Source organism: Streptomyces sp. P1-3 (assembly GCF_050613155.1).
Classification (GTDB): domain Bacteria; phylum Actinomycetota; class Actinomycetes; order Streptomycetales; family Streptomycetaceae; genus Streptomyces.
This window is the reverse complement of record NZ_CP192512.1, coordinates 857,393-880,710: the sequence shown is the minus strand read 5'-3', so window position 1 is coordinate 880,710 and position 23,318 is coordinate 857,393. Positions and strand designations below refer to the sequence as shown.

Genomic DNA, 23,318 nt, shown 5'->3' with positions numbered 1-23,318 from the left:
CTCCTTTGGGCTGCTCCCAATCCTCCCGCCTGAGGGAGAACCGCACGGCATTCCTGGCATGCGCATCGCCAAACGTTTCCGAACAGCGATTGGACTGCGCGCACTGGACCAGCCCCGCGGCTATGGCGGAGTGGTTTGCCTACTCGCTGTGGCGCGAGGCCGAGCAGGCAATGCAGCGGACTGCTGCGCCGAGCGGCACTCAGAAAGTGTGCATGTCAGGTGGGCTGGTGTTGTGCACGTCCGGCTGTACTCGTGGTGGCGGGCCATTGTCGGCCCTTCGGCGCGCTCACATGGATGATCTTGGCGTGATGTCGGCTCTGGCGCCGTGGCCCCGGCTCGGGTAATCGCGGCGAATTCTTTAAGGATTGCTCGCTGCGCCCCAAGGCTTCCGACTTCGCGCTCCACGCCCTGCCCGCCGGGCCCGGTTTTCGATTCCAGTTAAATCTGGCTGATTCCTTGCCGGTTGATTCGTGGCTGAGCCAAAAGCCTCTGTCCCGTTGCCCGGACAAAGTCCGTGATTATGTGTGGGAGCCGAGATTCGAGTAAGGAGTACTGAGGTCGCCCTCCCCTCGGGCGGCCAGCAATCCAAAGAGAGATGGAGTTTCCGGAATGTCAGATTCCGTGTCGGCCGCGGAAATGCCGATGACGACGTTCTCCGAGCTGTTCGACCGGCAAGTGGCCGCGTCGCCCGACGCGGTTGCCGTGGTGTTCGGCACGGAACAACTGACGTATCGGGAGCTGGACGCCTGGGCGAACCGGCTGGCGCGGCTGCTCGTCCGGCGCGGTGTGGGCCGCGAGTCGATCGTCGGTGTCGCGCTGCGGCGATCGCCGCGCTTCTGGGCCGCGGCGCTCGCGGTGCTCAAGGCGGGCGGTGCGTACCTGCCGCTGGACCCGGAGTATCCCGAGGAGCGGCTCGCCTTCATGGTGGCGGACTCCGGGACCGGGCTCGTCCTGGCGGACACCGCGACCGCAGGGCGGCTTCCCCGGCTCTCCGTGCCCGTCCTGTGCCTCGACGAGGGGGAGCTCGACACGGCCCTCGCCGCGGCGGACGCCTCCCCGCTGACCGAGGCGGACCGGCCCCGTCCCACGGCGGCCAACAGCGCGTATGTCATCTACACGTCGGGCTCCACGGGCCGCCCCAAGGGCGTCACCGTCACCCACACCGGCTTGGCCGCCCTGCGCGCGACGCACCGCGAACGCTTCGACGTCACGCCCGACGCGCGGATCCTGCACTTCGCCTCACCCAGTTTCGACGCGGCGGTGTGGGAGGCGCTCATGGCCCTCACCAACGGCGCCACCCTGGTCGTGCCCGAGCAGGCACGCCTCGTCGGCGACGACCTCGCCCGACTGCTCGCCGAAAGCCGCGTCACGCACGCCACGCTGCCGCCGGCGGTGGTTACCACGCTCCCCGCCGACGCCCCCCAGAACCTCACCGACCTCAGGGTCCTCATCGTCGCCGGTGAGGCCTGCCCGCCCCGCCTGGCGGCCCACTGGGCCCCCGGCCGCCGTTTCATCAACGCCTACGGCCCCACCGAGACCACCGTCTGCGCCACCCTCGGCGCGCCCCTGACCGCCGACCGGGTCCCGATCGGCACTCCCGTCGCCGGTTCCCGCGTCTACGTGCTCGACGAGCGCCTCGAACGGGTGGGACCGGGCACGGCCGGGGAGTTGTACGTGGCGGGCCCGAGCCTGGCCCGCGGCTATCTGAACCGGGCCTCCTTGACCGCGGAGCGGTTCCTCGCCGACCCGTTCGGGGCCGCCGGCGCACTGATGTACCGCACCGGGGACGTGGTGCGCTGGGGCGACGACGGTCAGCTGGAGTACCTGGGCCGCTCCGACGACCAGGTGAAGGTCCGGGGCCTGCGAATCGAGACCGGGGAGATCGAGGCGGCCCTGGCGGCCCACCCCCGGGTGGCGCACGCCGTCGTCACCACGTACGACGGGCGCGACGCGGGCGAGGAGCACGGCAGCCGGGGCACGCAGGTCATCGGATACGTGGTGCCTGCCGAGGCGTACGCGCAGGAGCAGACAGGACGTGGCACCGGGCATCTGGCTCTCGACGCGGGGTTCGGGCCGGGTGAGCTGCGGGCGTTCGTGGCCGCGCGGCTGCCGGAGTTCATGGTTCCGGCGCGGGTCCTGGTCCTCGACCGGCTGCCGCTGACAACGAACGGGAAGGTGGACAAGGCGGCGCTTCCCCAGCCGGTGTTCCAGGGGACCGTCTACCGGGCGCCGCAGTCGGCGACCGAGGGGGCGCTGGCGCTCCTGTTCACCGAGGTCCTCGCGGTCGACCGGGTTGGCGTCGACGACGACTTCTTCACGCTGGGCGGCGACAGCATCCAGTCCCTTCAACTGGTCTCGCGGGCGCGCGCCCAGGGTGTGGAGATCAGCTCCCGGCAGGTCTTCGAGTGCCGTACGGTGGCCCGCCTCGCGGAGGCGGCCACCGCTCAGGGAGACGCGGCACCGGTCCTCCAAGAGCTGGAAGGCGATGGCACGGGCTGGATGCCGCTGCTTCCTGTGGCGAGCTGGCTCAAGGACCGGGGCCCGGGCTTCGACCGGTTCCTGCAGACGATGGTCCTCGATCTGCCCCAGGACATCGACGAGGAAGGCTTGACCAGGACGCTCGCCGCGGTGATCGACCGTCATGACCTGCTGCGGTGCCGCCTGATGGACGAGGACGACGGCGGTCTGGTGGTCGCCGGACCCGGCACGGTGGACGCGGCGTGCCTGGTGCGCCGCGTCGTGTGTGACGGCGACTGGGCGCAGCGGGCCGACGCGTGGCGGACGCTCGTCCTCGGCGAGCTGGACGGGGCCGCGGGCCGGTTGGACCCGCACACGGGCGTGGTCGCCCAGTTCGTGTGGTTCGACGCCGGGCCGGAGGCGGCCGGGCGGCTGCTGGTCGTCCTGCACCACTTGATCGTCGACGGCGTGTCCTGGCGCGTCCTCCTGCCGGACCTCGCGGCTGCCTGGAGTCAGGTCCGCGAGGGGCGCACCCCGCGGCTGCCCGAGGTGGGCACGTCGGTGCGGCGCTGGGCGCACGCCCTGGTCGAGGAGGCCGCGAGCCCCGGCCGGGTGGCCGAGCTCGGCCTGTGGCGGTCCGTCGTGGACGGTCCCGACCCGCTGCTCGGCACGCGCCTCCTGGACCCGGCCGTGGATGTACGGGCCACGGTGCGGGAGACGCGCGTCGAGCTGCCTGTGGAGGTGACCGAGGCGGTCCTGAGCGAGCTGCCGGCCGCATTCCGTGGTGAGGTCAACGACGGGCTCCTTGCCGCGCTCGCGCTTGCGCTGGTGCAGTGGCGGCGTACGCGGGGTGTGCGGGAGTCGTCCGCGCTGATCCGTCTGGAGGGCCACGGCCGGGAGGAGGCCGCGGCGCCGGGCGCCGATCTGGCCCGTACGGTGGGCTGGTTCACCAGCGTCTTCCCCGTGCGTCTGGACCTCGCCGACACCGATCTGGCCGATGCCTTCGCGGGTGGCGCGGCGGCCGGGCGTGCGGTGAAGGCGGTCAAGGAGCAGCTGCGCGCGATCCCGGACAAGGGCATCGGCTACGGCCTGCTGCGCCACCTCAACCCGGACACCGCGCTGTCCCTGGCCCCCCACCCCAGCGGCCAGGTCTCCTTCAATTACCTCGGGCGTTTCTCCGCGTCCGCGGACATGCCCGCCGAGCTGCGGGGCCTGGGCTTCACCCAGGCCCACGACGTGGCCGAGCTGGCGGTCCTGGACGCCGCCCACGACCCCCGCATGCCCGCCCTGGCCGAACTCGACATCAACGCCGCCGTCACCGACACCGCCCAAGGCCCTTGCCTGAGCGCCCTGTTCGCCGCCCCCGAGGGCGTGCTCGCCCCCGATGACGTCCGCGAACTGGCCGATCTGTGGTGCCAGGCCCTGGGCGCCCTCGCCCGCCACGTCGCCCACGGCGGCACGGGCGGGCTGACGCCGTCCGACGCCCCGCTGGTCACCGTCACGCAGACCGACATCGACCGCTGGGAGGAGCGCTACCCCGGCCTGTCCGACATCTGGCCCACCTCGCCCGTGCAGTCCGGCATTCTCTTCCACAGCCAGCTGCACGCCGCCGGGGAAGACCCGTCCGGGGCCGCCGACAGCGGCAGCGGCTCCTTCGACACCTACCAGGAGCAGTACACGCTGCACCTGTTCGGCCCCGTGGAGGCCGAGCGGATGCGAGCGGCGGGGCAGGCGCTCCTCGACCGGCATCCGGCGCTGCGCACCGCCTTCGTCCCGGACGGCGACGGCCACCTGGTCCAGCTCGTCGTCGACGGCGCGCGGCTGCCGTACGCGTACACCGATCTCGGCCACCTCACCGGCGCGGCCCAGGACGAGGCATTCGAGGAGCTCCTGGCCGCCGATCTGGAAGCGCACTTCGATCCGGCGGACCCGCCGATGCTGCGCCTGCACCTGGTGCGCCTCGGCGAGGAGCGCTTCGAGCTGATCGTGGCTTCGCATCACGTCCTGTTCGACGGCTGGTCGGTACCGGTCCTGGTGGGCGACCTGCTGCGCTGCTACGGCGACGGGGCCGCGAGCGGACAGCCGCGCGTCCGCGGTTTCGGTGACTTCCTGGCCTGGCTGGCCGAGCGGGACACCGACGCGTCGGCGCGCGCCTGGCGCCAGGAGCTCAGCGGCCTGGAGGAGCCAACGCTGCTCGCCCCCGCCACCGGGGCCGGCGGCAGTCTCGGCATCGGCCAGGCCGACGTGCCCCTGACTGACGAGCAGGCCCGTGACCTCGCGCGCACGGCCGCCGAGCTGGGGCTGACCCTCAACACCCTCATCCAGGGCGCCTGGGCGCTGCTCCTCGCACAGGTGACGGGCCGTCAGGACGTGGTGTTCGGCTCAGGCGTCGCCGGGCGGCCGCCCGAGCTGCCCGGCGTGGACTCGATCATCGGCATGTTCCTCAACACCCTTCCCGTACGGGTGCGCTGCGCGCCGTCGGACACGCTCGCCGACCTCCTCACCGGCCTTCAGGACCGCCAGGGCGCGCTGCAGGAGCACCACCACCACGCGCTCAGCGACCTGCACCACCTGGCGGGCCACACAGCCTTGTTCGACACCGTCATCGGCTTCGAGTCCTTCCCCATGGACCGGGCGGCCATCGCCGAGGCGAGCGCCGCGGCCGGGATCTCCGTCACCGGCATCCGCGCCTTCACCCCCAGCCACTATCCGCTGGCCGTCTTCGTCTACCCCGACGGCCCGCACCCCCGCCTGAACATCCAGTTCCAGCGGCACGCCTTCGATCAGACCGCCGCCGACGACTACGCCACGCGCTTCGCCCGCATCCTGACGCGGATCGTCGAGGACCCGCGGGCCCAGGTCGGGCACGTCGACGTGCTCACGCCCGCCGAACGCCGACAGCTCCTCACCGACTTCAACGACACCGCCGCGCCCGCCGTGGAACGCACCATGGCCGAGCTCTTCGCCGAGCAGGTCGCGGCGGGCCCGGACCGGCTCGCGGTGGTCTCCGGTGAACGGGAGCTGACGTACCGGGAGCTGGACGCGCGCGCGAACCGGCTCGCACGGCTTCTCACCGCACGCGGGGTGGCGCGGGACTCGGTGGTGGGCCTGGCCCTGCCCCGCTCGGCCGACCAGGTCGTGACCGTGCTCGCCATCCTCAAGGCGGGCGGCTGCTACCTGCCCCTGGACCCCGAATACCCCGCCGAGCGCCTGGCGTTCATGCTGCGCGACTCCGCACCGGTCCTGGTGGTGACCCACGCCCGGATCGCGGCGGACCTTCCGGACGGCGCCTGCCCGTACCTGGTCCTCGACGCACCCGACACCCACGCCGCCCTGGCCCACGTTTCCGCCGAACCCGTGGAAACCGCCGCCCAGGCTCACGTCGACCAGCTCGCCTACGTGATGTACACCTCCGGCTCCACCGGCACGCCCAAGGGAGTCGCCGTCACCCAGCGTGGCGTCGTACGGCTGATCTCCGACAGCGGCCACCGTGAAGGCGCGCACCAGCGGGTCCTCACGCAGTGCCCGCAGGCCTTCGACGCCAACACCTACGAGCTGTGGTTCCCGCTCCTCAAGGGCGGCACGCTCGTCATCGCCCCGCCGGGACGGATGGACGCCGCGACCCTGGCGCGGCTGGTCACCGAGCACCGGCTGACCGCGGTGATGGCCTCCGCGGGCATGTTCAAGGTGGTCGCCGAGGAGATGCCGGAAGCCTTCGCGGGCCTGCGTGAGGTGTGGTCGGGCGGTGATGTGGTGCCCCGCACCGCCTTCGAGCGCATCCTCGCCACCTGCCCGGACATCCGCGTGATCAACGGCTACGGGCCGACCGAGGCGACCATGGCCACCACGATCCACCCCGTGACCGTTCCCGAGGAGATCGGTGTGACGGGGGAGATCGGCCCGCCGATGGACGGCACCCGCCTGTACGTCCTGGACTCCGCGCTCCGCCCGGTCCTGCCGGGCGTACCCGGCGAGCTGTACATCGCCGGCGACCGCCTCGCCCGCGGCTACCTCGGCCGCTACGGCCTGACCGCCGAACGCTTCGTGCCCTGCCCCTTCGGCGCACCGGGCGAGCGCATGTACCGCACCGGAGATGTGGCCGCCTGGACTCCGGAGGGCCGTCTGGTCTTCCAGGGCCGGGTGGACACCCAGGTCAAGATCCGCGGCTTCAGGGTCGAGCCGGGTGAGGTCGAGGCGGTGCTCGCGGAGCATCCCGGTGTCGCGCACGCGGTGGTGACGTTCGGCGAGGACCAGACGGGCGAGCGGCGCCTGGTGGGCTACGTGGTGCCACACCCGGACGGCGCGGATCACGCCGCGGACGCCTCGCGGCAGGTCGGCCAGTGGGAGGAGATCTACGACCAGGTCTACTCGGCCGCGAACACGGTGTGGGGCGAGGACTTCACCGGCTGGGACTCCAGCTACACGGGGCGGCCACTGCCGTTGCACGAGATGCGGGAGTGGCGCGACGCCGCGGTGGAGCAGATCGCCTGCTGGGGCCCGCGCCGGGTCCTGGAGCTCGGCGTCGGCTCCGGCCTGCTGATGGCACACCTCCTTGCCGACGTGGCGGAGTACTGGGCGATGGATCTGTCCTCGCAGGTCATCGAGCGGCTCGGGCGAGAGGTCGCGCAGGCCGGACACGCGGACAAGGTCACCCTGCGCCACCAGATGGCGGACGACGTGTCGGGGCTGCCGCGCGGGCACTTCGACACCGTGGTCCTGAACTCGGTGGTGCAGTACTTCCCCGACGCCGACTACCTGGACCGGGTCCTCGCGCAGGCCTTCGAGCTGCTTGCGCCCGGCGGGCGGATCGTGGTCGGCGACGTGCGCAACGCGGCCACTTTGAGCCTGTTCCGCGTCGGAGTGCAACGGGCTCAGCACCCGGACGCGGCACCGTCGGTGGCTCGGGCCGCGGTGGCCCGCTCGATGCTGATGGAGCCCGAACTGGTCCTGGACCCGGACTGGTTCACGCACTGGGCCGAGCGGCACGGCGCGGCCGGGGCCGACATCCGGCTGAAGCCGGGCCGCGCGCACAACGAACTGACCCGCCACCGCTACGAGGTCACCCTTCACAAGACCCCGGTCGAGCCGGTGGCGGCCGACGGGACACCGACCCTGCGGTGGGGCCGCCAGGTCGGCGACCTCACCGCCCTGCGCGAACGCTGCCGGGCCCACGGCGACACTCCCGTGCGGGTGGCGGGCATCCCCAACGCCCGGCTCACCGGCGAGGCCGAGGCCGCCGCCGCGATGTCCGTGGCCGGCGCTCCCGCCGCGACGGGCGCTGCCGTGGACCCGCAGGAGCTGCGCGACTGGGCGGCCGAGCACGGCTACAGCGTCGTCCTGACATGGTCGGCCACGGCCCCCGCATGCTTCGACGCCGTCGTGTTCCCCGATGGACGAGAGGTGGCCGGCCGCGTCGTGTCCGGCGGATACGCCGCCGCCGACCGCGCCGACCGCATGCCGGCCAGTGACCCCGCCGCCGCAAGCCGGATCGGTGCTCTCGTCGGGTCCCTGCGTGAGTACCTCGCCGAGCGGATGCCCGCACACATGGTGCCTGCCTCCGTGGTGGCCATCGCCGAGGTGCCGCTGAACGCCAGCGGCAAGCTGGACCGCAAGGCGCTGCCCGCCCCGGACTTCGCGGCGGTGGCCACGGGCCGGGCCCCGCGCACGCCGCAGGAAGAGCTGCTGTGCGGCCTGTTCGCCGAGGTCCTCGGCCTGGACCGGGTCGGCATCGACGACAACTTCTTCGACCTCGGCGGCCACTCGCTCCTCGCCACCCGCCTGGTCAGCCGCGTACGCGCGGTCCTCGGCGTCGAGCTGCCCATCCGCGTCGTCTTCAGCGCCCCGACGGTCGTGGAACTGGCCGACCACCTGGGGCGGGGCGACCGGGCGCGCCTCCCGCTCACCCGCGTCAGCCCGCGCCCCGAGCGGGTGCCGCTGTCCTTCGCCCAGCGCCGCCTGTGGTTCATCGACCGCTTCGAAGGACCCTCCTCCACCTACAACGCGCCGTTCCCCCTGCATCTGCGCGGTGAACTGGACGCGGTGGCGCTCGCCGATGCCATGCGGGACGTGGTGGCACGCCACGAGAGCCTGCGGACCGTCTTCACCCAGGACGAGGACGGAGTGCCCTTCCAGACCGTGCTGCCCCTCGACCGGGCCCAGCTGGACATGCCGGTCGTGGACGTGGAGTCCGGGGACGTCCACTCGGCCATCGACAGGGTCGCCGCACACCGCTTCGACCTGTCCGCCGAGATACCGATCAAGGCCGTGCTCCTGCGCCTGAGTGCACACGAGCACGTGTTGGTGTGGCTGGTGCACCACATCGCGTGCGACGGCGCCTCCATGGCCCCGATGGCCCGCGACCTCGCCACCGCCTACACCGCCCGCCTGGCGGGCCAGGCTCCGCGCTGGACGGAGTTGCCCGCGCAGTACGTCGACTACACGCTGTGGCAGCGTGACCTGCTCGGCGACGAGGACGACCCGGACAGCCTCCAGTCCGCCCAGGTCGCCTACTGGCGCGAGGAGCTGGCCGAGATTCCGCAGCCGCTGGAGCTGCCCACCGACCGCCCCCGCCCGGCGGAGGCCAGCTACCGCGGCGACTCCCTGGAATTCACCCTCGACGCGCAGCTGATGGCCACCGTCGACGAGCTCGCCCGCACGCACGGGGCGACCTCCTCGATGGTCCTGGAGTCGGCTCTGGCCGTCCTGCTGCACGGCCTCGGCGGCGGTGACGACATCACCATCGGCTCGCCGATCGCCAACCGCACCGACGAGGGCCTCACCGACCTGGTCGGCTTCTTCGTCAACACCTGGGTCCTGCGCACCCGTCTGCACGGCAACCCGACGTTCACGGACGTGCTGGACCAGGTGCGAGCCAAGTCCCTGGCCGCCTACGACCACCAGGACGTGCCCTTCGAACGGCTCGTGGAAGTACTCAACCCCGAGCGCTCGACCGCGTACGCACCACTGTTCCAGGTGATGTTCGCCTGGCAGAACAACAGCCGCGAGGACTTCGCGCTACCCGGCCTGGAGGTGGAGCTGGAGTGGCTGCACAGCCGCTCGTCGAAGTTCGACCTGTTCTTCAACCTGGTCGAGGAGCCCGGTGAGGGCGTGGTCGGCCACCTGGAATACGCCACGGACCTGTTCGACCGCGACACCGTCCAGCGGCTCGCCGACCGGTTCACCCGGCTGGTCCGGGGGTTCGTCGCCGACCCGCGGCAGCGCGTCGGCGGCGTGGAGATCGTCGAGCCGGACGAGCGGGAGCTCGTGCTGTCCGGATTCAACGACACGGCCGCCGAGACTCCCGACGTGACCATTCCGGGCCTGTTCGCGCGCCATGCAGTGGCCACGCCGGACGCGGTCGCCCTGGTGTGCGGCGAGGAGGAGTTCTCGTACGCGGATCTGGACGAGCGGTCGAACCGGCTCGCGCGGGTCCTGGCCGCGCGGGGTGTGGGCCGGGACTCGGTCGTGGGTCTGGCACTGCCGCGCTCGGCGGACCAGATCGTGACCCTCCTGGCGATCCTGAAGGCGGGAGGCGGCTATCTGCCGGTGGACCCGGAGTATCCGGCCGAGCGTCTGGCATTCGTGCTGGGCGACGCGGCCCCGGTGCTGGTGGTCACCAACGCGGAGATCGCGGCGGGTCTGCCGGACAGCGGCTGCCCGTACCTCGTCCTCGACGAGCCCGGCTCCGTGGCGGCCCTCTCCCAGGCCTCGGACGAGCCTTTGGGGCTCGCCGGTCACGCGGAGCAGTTGGCGTATGTGATGTACACCTCCGGCTCCACGGGTACGCCGAAGGGCGTCGGCGTCACTCACCAGGGCGTGGTCGACCTCGCCCTGGACCACCGCTTCGCAGGTGACGCCCATGGGCGGGTGCTGCACCACTCGGCGCAGGCCTTCGACGCCTCCACCTACGAACTGTGGATTCCGCTGCTGCGCGGCGGAACCATCGTGCTGGCCCCGCCCGGCCGCCTGGACGCCACCACACTGGCCCACCTCGTCGAGGAACACCGGGTGACCGCAGCCTTCCTGTCATCGGGCCTGTTCAAGGTGATCGCCGAGGTGGGGCCGCAGGCCTTTACGGGCCTGAAGGAGATCTGGAGCGGCGGAGACGTCATGTCCCCCACAGCAGTACGGGAGACCTTCCGTGCCTGCCCGGCCATCCAGGTCGTGAACGCGTACGGGCCCACGGAGATCACCATGGCCGCCACCTGCGAACCCATAACCCAGGCCGATGCGGTCGCCGAGGCGGTCCCGATCGGGCAGCCCATGGACAACATGCGCGCCTACGTCCTGGACACCACCTTGCGGCCAGTGCCGCCCGGCGTGCCCGGCGAGCTCTACCTGGCCGGGACGGGCCTGGCCCGCGGCTACCTCGGCCGCCTGGGCCTCACCGCGGAGCGCTTCGTGGCCAGCCCCTACGGCACGCCCGGCGAGCGCATGTACCGCACCGGCGACATCGCGGCCTGGACCCCCGACGGCCACCTCGACTTCCGGGGCCGCGCCGACACCCAGGTCAAGATCCGCGGCTTCCGTATCGAACCCGCCGAGATCGAGACGGCCCTGACCCGCCACGACGCGATCGCCCAGGCACTGGTGGTCGCCCACCCCGGCGCCGACTCCGTCAACCAGCTCGTCGCCTACGTCGTACCCACCGACCCCACCACCGACGGACCGACCCCGGCGGAGCTGCGCACCTTCCTGGCGGACCGCCTGCCCTCACACATGGTGCCCGCCTCCATGGTGACCATCCCTGAGCTGCCGCTGACGGCGAACGGGAAGCTGGACCGCAAGGCGCTGCCCGCCCCGGACTTCGCGGCGGTGGCGACGGGCCGGGCTCCGCGCACGCCGCAGGAAGAGTTGCTGTGCGGCCTGTTCGCCGAGGTCCTCGGCCTGGACCGGGTCGGCGTCGACGACAACTTCTTCGACCTGGGCGGCCACTCGCTCCTCGCGACGCGTCTGGTCAGCCGGGTGCGGGCGGTGCTCGGCGTGGAGCTGCCCATCCGCATGGTGTTCACCGCCCCGACGGTCGTGGAACTGGTGGAACACCTGGGGCGGGGAGAGCGGGTACGCCCGCCGCTCACGCGCGTCTGCCCGCGCCCCGAGCGGGTGCCGCTGTCCTTCGCCCAGCGCCGCCTGTGGTTCATCGACCGGTTCGAAGGGCTCTCGGCCACCTACAACGCGCCGTTCCCGCTGCGGTTGACGGGTGAGCTCGACGCCGACGCGCTGCTCGATGCGGTGCGGGATGTGCTGGCGCGCCACGAGAGCCTGCGGACCGTCTTCGCCGAGGACGAGGACGGCGTGCCCTTCCAGCGGGTCCTGTCCGCGCACGAGGCCCACTTGGACGTTCCGGTCCTGGATGTCGATCCGGCCGGACTGGAACGCGCGATCGTGGACTTCATGTCCCACCGCTTCGACCTGTCCGCCGAGATCCCGGTCAAGGCGGTGCTCCTGCGCCTGGACACGCAGGACCACGTGTTGGTGTGGCTGGTGCATCACATCGCGTGCGACGGCGCCTCCATGGCACCGCTCGCCCGCGATCTCACCACCGCCTATACCGCCCGCCTCGCGGACGGCTCCCCGCAGTGGACGGAACTGCCCGCCCAGTACGTCGACTACACGCTGTGGCAGCGCGACCTGCTCGGCGACGCCAACGACCCCGACAGCCTCCAGTCCGCCCAGGTCGCCTACTGGCGCGAAGAACTCGCCGACATCCCCCAGCCCCTCCAGCTGCCCACCGACCGCCCCCGCCCGGCGGAGGCCAGTCACCGCGGCGACTCCCTGGAATTCACCCTCGACGCGCAGCTGATGGCCACCGTCGACGAGCTCGCCCGCACGCACGGGGCGACCTCCTCGATGGTCCTGGAGTCGGCTCTGGCCGTCCTGCTGCACGGCCTCGGCGGCGGTGACGACATCACCATCGGCTCGCCGATCGCCAACCGCACCGACGAGGGCCTCACCGACCTGGTCGGCTTCTTCGTCAACACCTGGGTCCTCCGCACCCGCCTCCACGGCAACCCGACGTTCACCGACGTACTCGACCAGGTCCGCGCCAAATCCCTGGCCGCCTACGACCACCAGGACGTCCCCTTCGAACGACTCGTGGAAGCACTCAACCCCGAGCGCTCCACGGCCTACGCACCACTGTTCCAAGTGATGTTCGCCTGGCAGAACAACAGCCGCCAGGACTTCGCACTGCCCGGCCTGGACGTCGCACTGGAGTGGCCGCACAGCCAGTCGTCGAAGTTCGACCTCACCTTCAACTTGGTGGAGGAGTCCGCACACGGCGAAGTCGTGGGCTCGGTGGAGTACGCCACCGACCTCTTCGACGACACCACGGTCCGGAAGCTGGCGGACCGATATGTCCGTCTGCTGCGACAGCTCACCGCCGACCCCCGGCGACGGATCGGGTCGGTGGAGCTGCTCGAGACGGACGAGCGTGAGCTGGTGCTCCGGGGCTTCAACGACACGGCGAAGCCGGCCGTGCAGCGCACCATGGCGGAGGTCTTCGCGGAGCACGTCGCGGCGGGTCCGGACCGGCTCGCGGTCGTGTCCGCCGAGCAGGAGCTGACATACCGGGAGCTGGACGCGCGCGCCAACCGGCTCGCGCGCGTGCTCACCGCACACGGCGTGCGGCGGGACTCGGTGGTGGGCCTGGCCCTGCCCCGCTCGGCCGACCAGGTCGTGGCCGTCATCGCCATCCTCAAGGCGGGCGGCTGCTATCTGCCTCTGGACCCCGAATATCCCGCCGAGCGCCTGGCGTACATGCTGCGCGACTCCGCACCACCCCTGGTGGTCACCGACACCGAGAACGCGACGAGTCTGCCGGAGGACGTCTGTCCGTCCCTCGTCCTGGACGAGCCGGACACCGAAGCCGCGCTCGCCCGGGAGTCGGCCGAGCCGCTCACCATCGCCGGGCACCCCGACCAGCTGGCGTACGTGATGTACACCTCCGGCTCCACCGGCAGGCCCAAGGGCGTCGGCGTCACCCAGCGTGGCGTCGTACGGCTCAGCTCGGAGAGCGGGTACCGCGACGGCGCTCACGAGCGTGTGCTCACGCAGTGCGCCCAGGCCTTCGACTGCAACACGTACGAGCAGTGGTTCCCCCTCCTCAAGGGCGGCACTCTCGTGATCGCGCCGCCCGGACACGTGGACACCGCCACCCTGGCGCGCCTTGTGGCCGAGCACCGGCTGACCGCAGTGATGTCGTCGTCGGGCATATTCCGAGTGATCGCCGAGGAGCTGCCGGAAGCCTTCGCGGGCCTGCGCGACACCTTGACCGGCGGCGAGGTCGTGCCGCGCTCCGCCTACGAGAACATCCTCGCGGCCTGCCCGGGCACCCGTGTGATCAACGGCTACGGGCCGACCGAGGCAACGATGGCCTGCACCTTCCACTGGGTCACGGCCCACGAGGAGATCGGCGTACTCGGCGAAATCGGCCGGCCGATGGACAACACCCGGATCTACCTCCTGGACTCCGCGCTCCGCCCGGTCCTGCCCGGCGTACCCGGCGAGCTGTACATCGCCGGAGACCGCCTGGCCCGTGGCTATCTCGGGCGCTTCGACCTGACCGCCGAACGCTTCGTGGCCTGCCCCTACGGCGCACCCGGCGAACGCATGTACCGCACCGGCGACATAGCCACCTGGACACCGGAGGGCAGCCTGGTCTACCACGGCCGCGCCGACACCCAGGTCAAGATCCGCGGCTTCCGCATCGAACCCGGCGAGGTCGAGGCGGCCCTGACGCGGCACGACGCCGTCGCCCAGGCCGTGGTGATCGCCCGCGACAGCGCGGAGTTCGGCAAGCAGCTCATCGCCTACACGGTCCTCACCGACGCGGAGAACGGACCCGAACCCGCCGACCTGCGCTCCTTCGCGGCAGGGCAGCTGCCGGACCACATGGTGCCGTCCGCGTTCGTGTCCCTGGCAAGCATCCCGCTGAGCCCGAGCGGCAAGGTGGACCACAGGGCGCTGCCGGAACCCGAGTTCACCAGCGCCAAGCCCTACCGCACTCCCCGCACCCGCCAGGAGGAGATCCTGGCAGGCGTCTTCGCCGACGTGCTCGGCGCCGACGTCGTCGGTATCGACGACAGCTTCTTCGACCTGGGCGGCCACTCGCTCCTCGCCACCCGCCTGGTCAGCCGCATCCGTGCGGCCCTCGGGGTGGAGCTGCCCATCCGCACCGTCTTCGCCGCGCCCACCGTGGCCGCGCTGGCCGAACGCCTCGACCAGGGAGAGCGGGTACGGCCGCCGCTGACCCGGGTCGAGCCGCGGCCGGAACGCGCGCCGCTGTCATACGCGCAGCGCCGCCTGTGGTTCATCGACCGGTTCGAAGGGCCCTCTGCCACGTACAACGCGCCGTTCCCGCTGCGGCTGAGCGGGGAGCTGGACGCGGTGGCGCTCGCCGATGCCATGCGGGACGTGGTGGCGCGCCACGAGAGCCTGCGGACCGTCTTCGCCGAGGACGAGGACGGCGTGCCCTTCCAGCGGGTCCTGTCCGCGCACGAGGCCCACTTGGACGTTCCGGTCCTGGATGTCGAACCCGGCGGGGTGCAGGCGGCCATCGCGGAGTTCGCTGCGCACCGCTTCGACCTGGCCGGGGAGATACCCGTCAAGGCGGCACTGCTGCGCCTGAGCGCACACGAGCACGTGCTGGTGTGGCTGGTGCACCACATCGCGTGCGACGGCGCGTCGATGGCACCGATGGCGCGTGACCTCAACACCGCCTACACCGCACGCCTCGCGGGCGGATCCCCGCGGTGGACGGAACTGCCCGCCCAGTACGTCGACTACACGCTGTGGCAGCGCGACCTCCTCGGCGACGACAACGACCCCGACAGCCTCCTGTCCACCCAGGTCGCGTACTGGCGCGAAGAGCTGACCGACATCCCCCAGCCCCTCCAACTGCCCACCGACCGCCCCCGCCCGCGGCGGGCCAGCCACCGCGGCGCCGCCGTCGAGTTCTCCGTCGACGGCCGGGTCATGAGCGCCGTGGCCGACCTCGCCCGAGCGCACGGGGCGACGGAGTCGATGGTCCTGGAGTCGGCTCTGGTCGTGCTGTTGCACGGCCTCGGCGGCGGTGACGACATCACGATCGGCTCGCCGATCGCCAACCGCACCGACGAGGGCCTCACCGACCTGGTCGGCTTCTTCGTCAACACCTGGGTCCTGCGCACCCGCCTGGAGGGCAACCCGACCTTCGCGGACGTGCTCGACCACGTACGCGCCCAGTCGCTGGCCGCCTACGACCACCAGGACGTGCCCTTCGAACGGCTCGTCGAGGAGCTCAATCCGGAGCGGTCGACCGCGTACGCGCCGCTGTTCCAGGTGATGTTCGCCTGGCAGAACTTCGACCTCGACGGCTTCGACCTGCCCGGGCTGCGTGTGGAGTTCGAGCGTACGCGCAGCGCGTCGGCGAAGTTCGACCTGACCTTCAACATGGTCGACCTGCCCGAGCTGGGCGGCGTGGTCGGCTCGCTGGAGTACGCCACCGACCTCTTCGACGACACCACGGTCCGTAAGCTGGCAGACCGGTACGTCCGCCTCCTTGACCGGCTCACCGCCGACCCGCGCCGGCACGTGCGCGGTGTCGAGCTCGTCGAGCCGGACGAGCGGGAGCTCGTGCTGTCCGGCTTCAACGACACCGCCGCCGAGACCCCTGAGCTGACGGTCGCCGAGCTGTTCGCGCGACAGGCGGCGGCCACTCCCGAGGCCACGGCACTGATCTGCGAGGACCAGGAGTGGTCGTACGCGGAGCTGGCCGCCCGGGCCGAGCGGCTGGCTGGTGAGCTGGCCGGTCGCGGGGTGGGACCGGAGACGGTCGTGGGGCTCGCGCTGCCGCGCTCGGCGGATCTGGTCGTGGCGATGCTGGGGATCTGGCAGGCGGGCGGCGCGTATCTGCCGATCGACCCGAAGTACCCCAGCTCCAGGCTGGACTTCATCCTGGCGGACGCCCGCCCCGCGCTGGTCCTGACGGACGCGGGCGCGGCCGGTGCGCTCCCGGGCGGCACCGATGTACCGCGCCTGCTCGTCGAGGACCTGGACCTGGACGCCCTCGACACCCCGGCGCAGGACCGCGAGTCCGGGGTGGTGCGGCCGCTGAACGCCGCTTACGTGATGTACACCTCCGGTTCGACCGGTACTCCGAAGGGCGTGACGGTGACCCACCGGGACGTCGTCAACGGCGTGCTGCGGCTCGCCGAGGCGGTGGAGATCCACGCGGGCACGCGGATGCTGGCGGGCACATCGGTGAACTTCGACGTGTCGGTGTTCGAGATCGTCACCACCCTCGCGGCCGGAGGCACCGTCGAACTGGTCCGGGACGTCCTCGTGATCGGTGAGCGCGGCGGCTGGGACGGTGGCGTGATCAGCACCGTGCCCTCGGTGTTCGCCGAACTGGTGGATCAGATCGGCGGCAAGATCCAAGCCGATGCCGTCGTCTTCGCCGGTGAAGCGCTGCCCGCCCCGCTGGTGCGGTCGGTCCGCGAGGCCATGCCCGGAGTGCGCGTCGTCAACGCCTACGGCCAGACGGAATCGTTCTACGCCACCACCTTCGCCGCCGACCCGGAGGTCACCGGCGGCGCGAGTGCCCCGATCGGCACCCCCCTGGGCAATATGCGCACCTACGTCCTCGGCTCCGGGCTCGCCCCCGTACCCGTCGGTGTCGTGGGCGAGCTGTACGTCGCGGGCAACGTGGCCCGCGGCTACCACGGGCAGGCGCCGCTGACCGCCGAACGCTTCCTCCCGGACCCCTTCGGCCCTCCAGGGTCACGGATGTACCGCACCGGTGACCTGGCCCGCTGGACCCCCCAGGGACACCTGGAATACGTGGGCCGCGACGACGCACAGGTCAAGGTGCGCGGCTTCCGCATCGAACCGGGCGAGATCGAGGCGGCGCTCACCGCACACCCGGGCGTGGCGCAGGCGGTCGTCGTCACCCGGGACCTCCGCGGCAGCAGGCAACTGGTCGGCTACGTGGTGCCCACCCTCGACGACGCGGGCATCAGCGCCGGTGTCCCCGTCAAGGAGCTGCGCGGGTTCGTGGCCGGACGGCTGCCGGAGTTCATGGTGCCGTCGGTGTTGGTGACGCTGGACCGGCTGCCCCTGGCCCCGAACGGCAAGCTGGACCACTCGGCGCTGCCCGAGCCGGAGTTCACCGGCGGCACGTACCAGGCACCGCGCACGGCCGCCGAGGAGGTCCTTGCCGCCGTGTACGCCGAGGTCCTGAGCCTCGACCGGGTCGGCGTCGACGACGACTTCTTCGCCATCGGCGGCGACAGCATCCGCTCCATCCAGGTCGTCTCGCGCGCCCGTGCGCTTGGCGTCGCCGTCACCCCGCGGCAGATCTTCGAGTGCCGCACCGTCGCCGAACTCGCCGACCGCGCCGAGCGCACCACGCACGGCGGCCCCGTACTCGAGGAGCTGGAAGGCGGCGGTGTCGGCTGGATGCCGCTCCTTCCCATCGGCCACTACCTGCTGGAACTCGCGGAACAGGGCGGCGGCTTCGGCCGGTTCGCGATGTCCATGGAGGTCGAGCTTCCGCAAGGCATCGACGAGCGGGGGCTCGCCGCGACCCTGGGCGCGATCCTCGACCACCACGACATCCTGCGCTGCCGGCTCGTGGTCTCCGAGGACGGCGCGGCGCGCCTGCACGTCGCCGCGCCAGGATCGGTGGACCCGTCCACGCTGATCCACCGGGTCGCCTGCGACGGCCGCTGGGAGGAGGCCGCCTGGCGCGACCGCGCGGCCGACGAGCTCGACCGGGCCACCGGCCGCCTCGACCCGGCGGCCGGGGTCATGGCCCAGTTCGTCTGGTGCGACCCGGGCCCGCACACCCCCGGACGCCTGATCCTCGTCCTGCACCACTTCCTCGTCGACGGCGTGTCCTGGCGCATCCTCCTGCCCGACCTCGCCACCGCCTGGAACGACATCCGGGACGGCCGGACACCCCGGCTCGCCCCGGTCGCCACCTCCGTACGACGGTGGTCCCACGCCCTCGCCGAGGAGGCCACAAGCCCACAGCGCACCGCCGAGCTCGACCACTGGCGGTCTGTCGTGTCCGGCCCCGACCCCGACCTCGGCTCCCGGGCCTTCGACCCCGCAGTCGACGTGTGCGCCACGGTGGAGCACGTGTCCGTGGAACTGCCGGTCGCGGCCACCGAGGCGCTCCTGACCACCGTGCCCGCCGCCTTCCGCACCGGCGTCAACGACGGTCTCCTCACCGCCTTCGGGCTCGCGCTCGCGAAGTGGCGGCGGGCGCGCGGCGTCGACGAGTCCTCGGCGCTGATCCGCCTCGAGGGGCACGGCCGGGAGGAGTCCGCGGCGCCGGGGGCCGACCTGTCCCGCACCGTGGGCTGGTTCACCAGCATGTTCCCGGTGCGCGTGGACGTGGGCGGCTTCGACCTGGAGGACGCCTTCAGCGGTGGCCGGGCCGTCGGCCAGGTCGTCAAGGCCGTCAAGGAACAGCTCCACGCCGTCCCGGACAGGGGCATCGGCTACGGGCTGCTGCGCCACCTCAACCCTGAGACCGCCGAGGTCCTCAGGACGTCCTCGGGCGGCCAGATCTCCTTCAACTACCTGGGCCGGTTCTCCGCGGACGACACGCCCGAGGAAATGCGCGGCCACGGCTGGACGCCGGCCGACGGCAACGGTCTGGTGGGCGCCGATCTCGACGCGGACATGCCCGCGATGGCGACGGTCGAGGTCACCTCGCTGGTCTCCGACACCGCGCAGGGCCCACGGCTCCACGCGCAGATCCGCTTCCCGAACGGGCTGCTCGCACGCGACGAGGCGCGCGAGCTGATCGAGCTGTGGCGCACGGCGCTCGAAAACCTCGCCCGGCACGCCGCCGCCCCCGGGTCGGGCGGCCTCACTCCGTCCGACGTGCCCCTGGTACGGGTGAGCCAGCGCGACCTGGACCGGTGGCACGATCTGTACCCCGGCGCACTGGCCGACGTGTGGCCGGTGACGGCGACACAGTCGGGCATCCTCTTCCACGGCATGCTCGCGGAGTCGTCGTTCGACGCCTACCACACGCAGCTCGCCTTCCGCCTGTCCGGGAATGTCGACCCGGAGCGCATGCGGACGGCCGGGCAAGCCCTCCTCGACCGGCACGCCGCACTCCGGACCGCCTTCGTCACGAGCGCGGCCGGAGAGCAGGTGCAGCTCGTACTCGACCAGGTGGAACTGCCCTGGCAAGCCGTGGACTTGAGCGAACTCGGCGACGCCGAACGGGACGCGGCCTTCGAGCGGCTGCTCGCCGCCGACCAGGCCGCCCACTTCGAGCCGGACACGCCGCCGCTGCTGCGCATCACCCTGATCCGCATGGGCCCGGACCACACGGAACTGGTCTTCACCGCCAACCACGCCCTGTACGACGGCTGGTCGATACCCCACCTGCTACGGGAACTGCTGCGGCTGTACGGCTCGGGCGGGGACCCCTCGGCACTGCCCCGAGTACGCCCCTACCGCGACTTCCTGCTCTGGCTGTCCCAGCAGGACCACGAGGCGGCGGCCCGCGCCTGGGCACAGGAGCTGGAGGGCGTCGAGGAGCCGACGCTCCTCGCCACCTCGGCCGGGTCCGCCACCACAGAGTCGGAGGGTCTGGGCCAGATCGAGGTGCCGCTGCCGGCCCCGGCCGCCCGGGAGCTCTCCCGCAGGGCGAACGAGCTGGGCATCACCCTCAGCACCCTGCTGCAGGGAGCCTGGGGCATGCTCCTCGGCCATCTGACAGGGCGCCAGGACGTGGTGCTCGGCACGACAGTCTCCGGCCGGCCGCCGCAGGTGCCGGGCGTCGACGAGATGGTCGGCCTGTTCATCAACACCCTGCCGGTGCGCGTCACCTGCGCGCCCGACACCACGCTCGCGCAGACCCTGGTCTCCCTCCAGCAGCGCCAGACACCGCTGCTCGACCACCATCACCACAGCCTCAGTCAGATCCACGAGGCCATGGGGCTCGCGGCGCTGTTCGACACCATGGTCGTCCTGGAGTCGTACCCGGTGGACCAGGCGGGGCTCGCGGAAGCACACGAGGCGGCCGGTGCCGCCCTCACCGGTGTGCGCGCGACCACCGGCACCCACTACCCGCTCGCGGTGGTCGCCGCCGCGGAGCCGCACCTGCACGCGGAGCTCCAGTACCAGGAGAACCTGTTCTCGAAGGCGGCGGCGGAGCGGATCGCCGCCCGGTTCGGGCGTCTGCTCGAACGGGCCGCCGCCGACCCGCACATTCCTGTGGCCCGCCTGGACCTGCTGGACGAGACGGAACGCGACCTGGTTCTGGAGCGGTTCAACGACACCGGCCGGGAGCGGGCCGGGCGCGGCATCGCTGAGGCGTTCCAGGAGCAGGTGACCGCCGGCCCGGAACGGGTCGCGGTGGTCTCCGGGGAGCAGGAGGTGACATACCGGGATCTGGACGAGCGGTCGAACCGGCTCGCGCGGGTCCTGGCCGCGCGGGGTGTGGGCCGGGACTCGGTCGTGGGTCTGGCACTGCCGCGCTCGGCGGACCAGATCGTGACCCTCCTGGCGATCCTGAAGGCGGGAGGCGGCTATCTGCCGGTGGACCCGGAGTATCCGGCCGAGCGTCTGGCATTCGTGCTGGGCGACGCGGCCCCGGTGCTGGTGGTCACCAACGCGGAGATCGCGGCGGGTCTGCCGGACAGCGGCTGCCCGTACCTCGTCCTCGACGAGCCCGGCTCCGTGGCGGCCCTCTCCCAGGCCTCGGACGAGCCTTTGGGGCTCGCCGGTCACGCGGAGCAGTTGGCGTATGTGATGTACACCTCCGGCTCCACGGGTACGCCGAAGGGCGTCGGCGTCACTCACCAGGGCGTGGTCGACCTCGCCCTGGACCACCGCTTCGCAGGTGACGCCCATGGGCGGGTGCTGCACCACTCGGCGCAGGCCTTCGACGCCTCCACCTACGAACTGTGGATTCCGCTGCTGCGCGGCGGAACCATCGTGCTGGCCCCGCCCGGCCGCCTGGACGCCACCACACTGGCCCACCTCGTCGAGGAACACCGGGTGACCGCAGCCTTCCTGTCATCGGGCCTGTTCAAGGTGATCGCCGAGGTGGGGCCGCAGGCCTTTACGGGCCTGAAGGAGATCTGGAGCGGCGGAGACGTCATGTCCCCCACAGCAGTACGGGAGACCTTCCGTGCCTGCCCGGCCATCCAGGTCGTGAACGCGTACGGGCCCACGGAGATCACCATGGCCGCCACCTGCGAACCCATAACCCAGGCCGATGCGGTCGCCGAGGCGGTCCCGATCGGGCAGCCCATGGACAACATGCGCGCCTACGTCCTGGACACCACCTTGCGGCCAGTGCCGCCCGGCGTGCCCGGCGAGCTCTACCTGGCCGGGACGGGCCTGGCCCGCGGCTACCTCGGCCGCCTGGGCCTCACCGCGGAGCGCTTCGTGGCCAGCCCCTACGGCACGCCCGGCGAGCGCATGTACCGCACCGGCGACATCGCGGCCTGGACCCCCGACGGCCACCTCGACTTCCGGGGCCGCGCCGACACCCAGGTCAAGATCCGCGGCTTCCGTATCGAACCCGCCGAGATCGAGACGGCCCTGACCCGCCACGACGCGATCGCCCAGGCACTGGTGGTCGCCCACCCCGGCGCCGACTCCGTCAACCAGCTCGTCGCCTACGTCGTACCCACCGACCCCACCACCGACGGACCGACCCCGGCGGAGCTGCGCACCTTTGTGGCAGACCGATTGCCCGCGCACATGGTGCCGTCGGCGTATCTGTCCCTCGCGTGCTTCCCGCTGACCCCGAACGGAAAGGTGGACCACAAGGCGCTGCCTCAGCCCGAATTCGCCGTCGCGGCTCCCTACCGCGCTCCCCGCACCCCCCAGGAGACGCTCCTGGCGGGCGTCTTCGCCGGTGTGCTCGGCGTCGACCAGGTCGGCATCGACGACAACTTCTTCGACCTGGGCGGCCACTCGCTCCTCGCCACCCGCCTGGTCAGCCGCATCCGCGCGGTACTCATGGTGGACGTGCCGATGCGGGTGGTGTTCCAGTCCCCGACCGTGGCGGAACTGGCCCGGCACCTCACCGCGGGAGCCGAGCCCACGGGCCACACCGACCCGTTCGGAGTGGTTCTGCCGCTGCGGAGCGGCGGCAGCGGCACGCCCGTCTGGTTCATCCACCCGGGCCTGGGGCTGTGCTGGCCCTACTTGGGCATGGCCGCCCAGCTGGGCGGCCGGCCGGTCTACGGCATCCAGGCCAGGGGCTTCGACGGGGCGCCGCTGCCGGAGTCCATGGAAGCCATGGTCACCGACTATGTGGAGCAGATCCTCAGCGTCCAGCCGGACGGGCCCTTCCATCTGATCGGGCATTCCATCGGCGGCACCATCGGGCAGGCCGTCGCCGTGGAACTCCAGCGCCGTGGCCACGAGGTGCCGTTGCTGGCGATCCTCGACTCCGTCCCCAGCCACTGGTTCGCCCGACAGGCGGTGCCCGACACGTCCGAGGCGCGCGACGGCATCAGGGACTACCTGTTGTCCTCGGGCGCCGACGACGACGCCGACCGCGAACGGCTCGTCGAGAACGGCGCCACGATCCTGGTCGAACACGTCCGCATGACACGGGAGTCCATCCAGCCCCGGGGTTACCGCGGGGTCACGCTGTTCTTCAACGCGGCCCTCAACAGCGACGAGTCGTACGCACCGCTCTGGGAGCCCCATGTCGAGGGGCCGGTGCACGCGTACGACATCCAGGCCACGCACATCGGCCTGCACGAGCCGAAGCCCGGCGCCGAGATCTGCGAGATCATCAACCGCCACCTGAAGGAGGAGCCGGTCACCGACCACTGACACGCCCTCGGGCGGGGCCGAGCCGCTGCACCACGGCGACGGCCCCGCCCGAG

Annotated in this window: 1 protein-coding gene; it reads left to right on the top strand. The window is 71.9% G+C overall.

Annotated elements, in window-relative coordinates; genetic code table 11:
• Positions 1-609 precede the first annotated feature (609 nt).
• Positions 610-23,265: a non-ribosomal peptide synthase/polyketide synthase gene (locus tag ACQUSR_RS03625; RefSeq protein WP_431041065.1), complete on the top strand. Its 22,656-nt coding sequence runs from the start codon at positions 610-612 to the stop codon at positions 23,263-23,265.
• Positions 23,266-23,318: the final 53 nt, after the last annotated feature.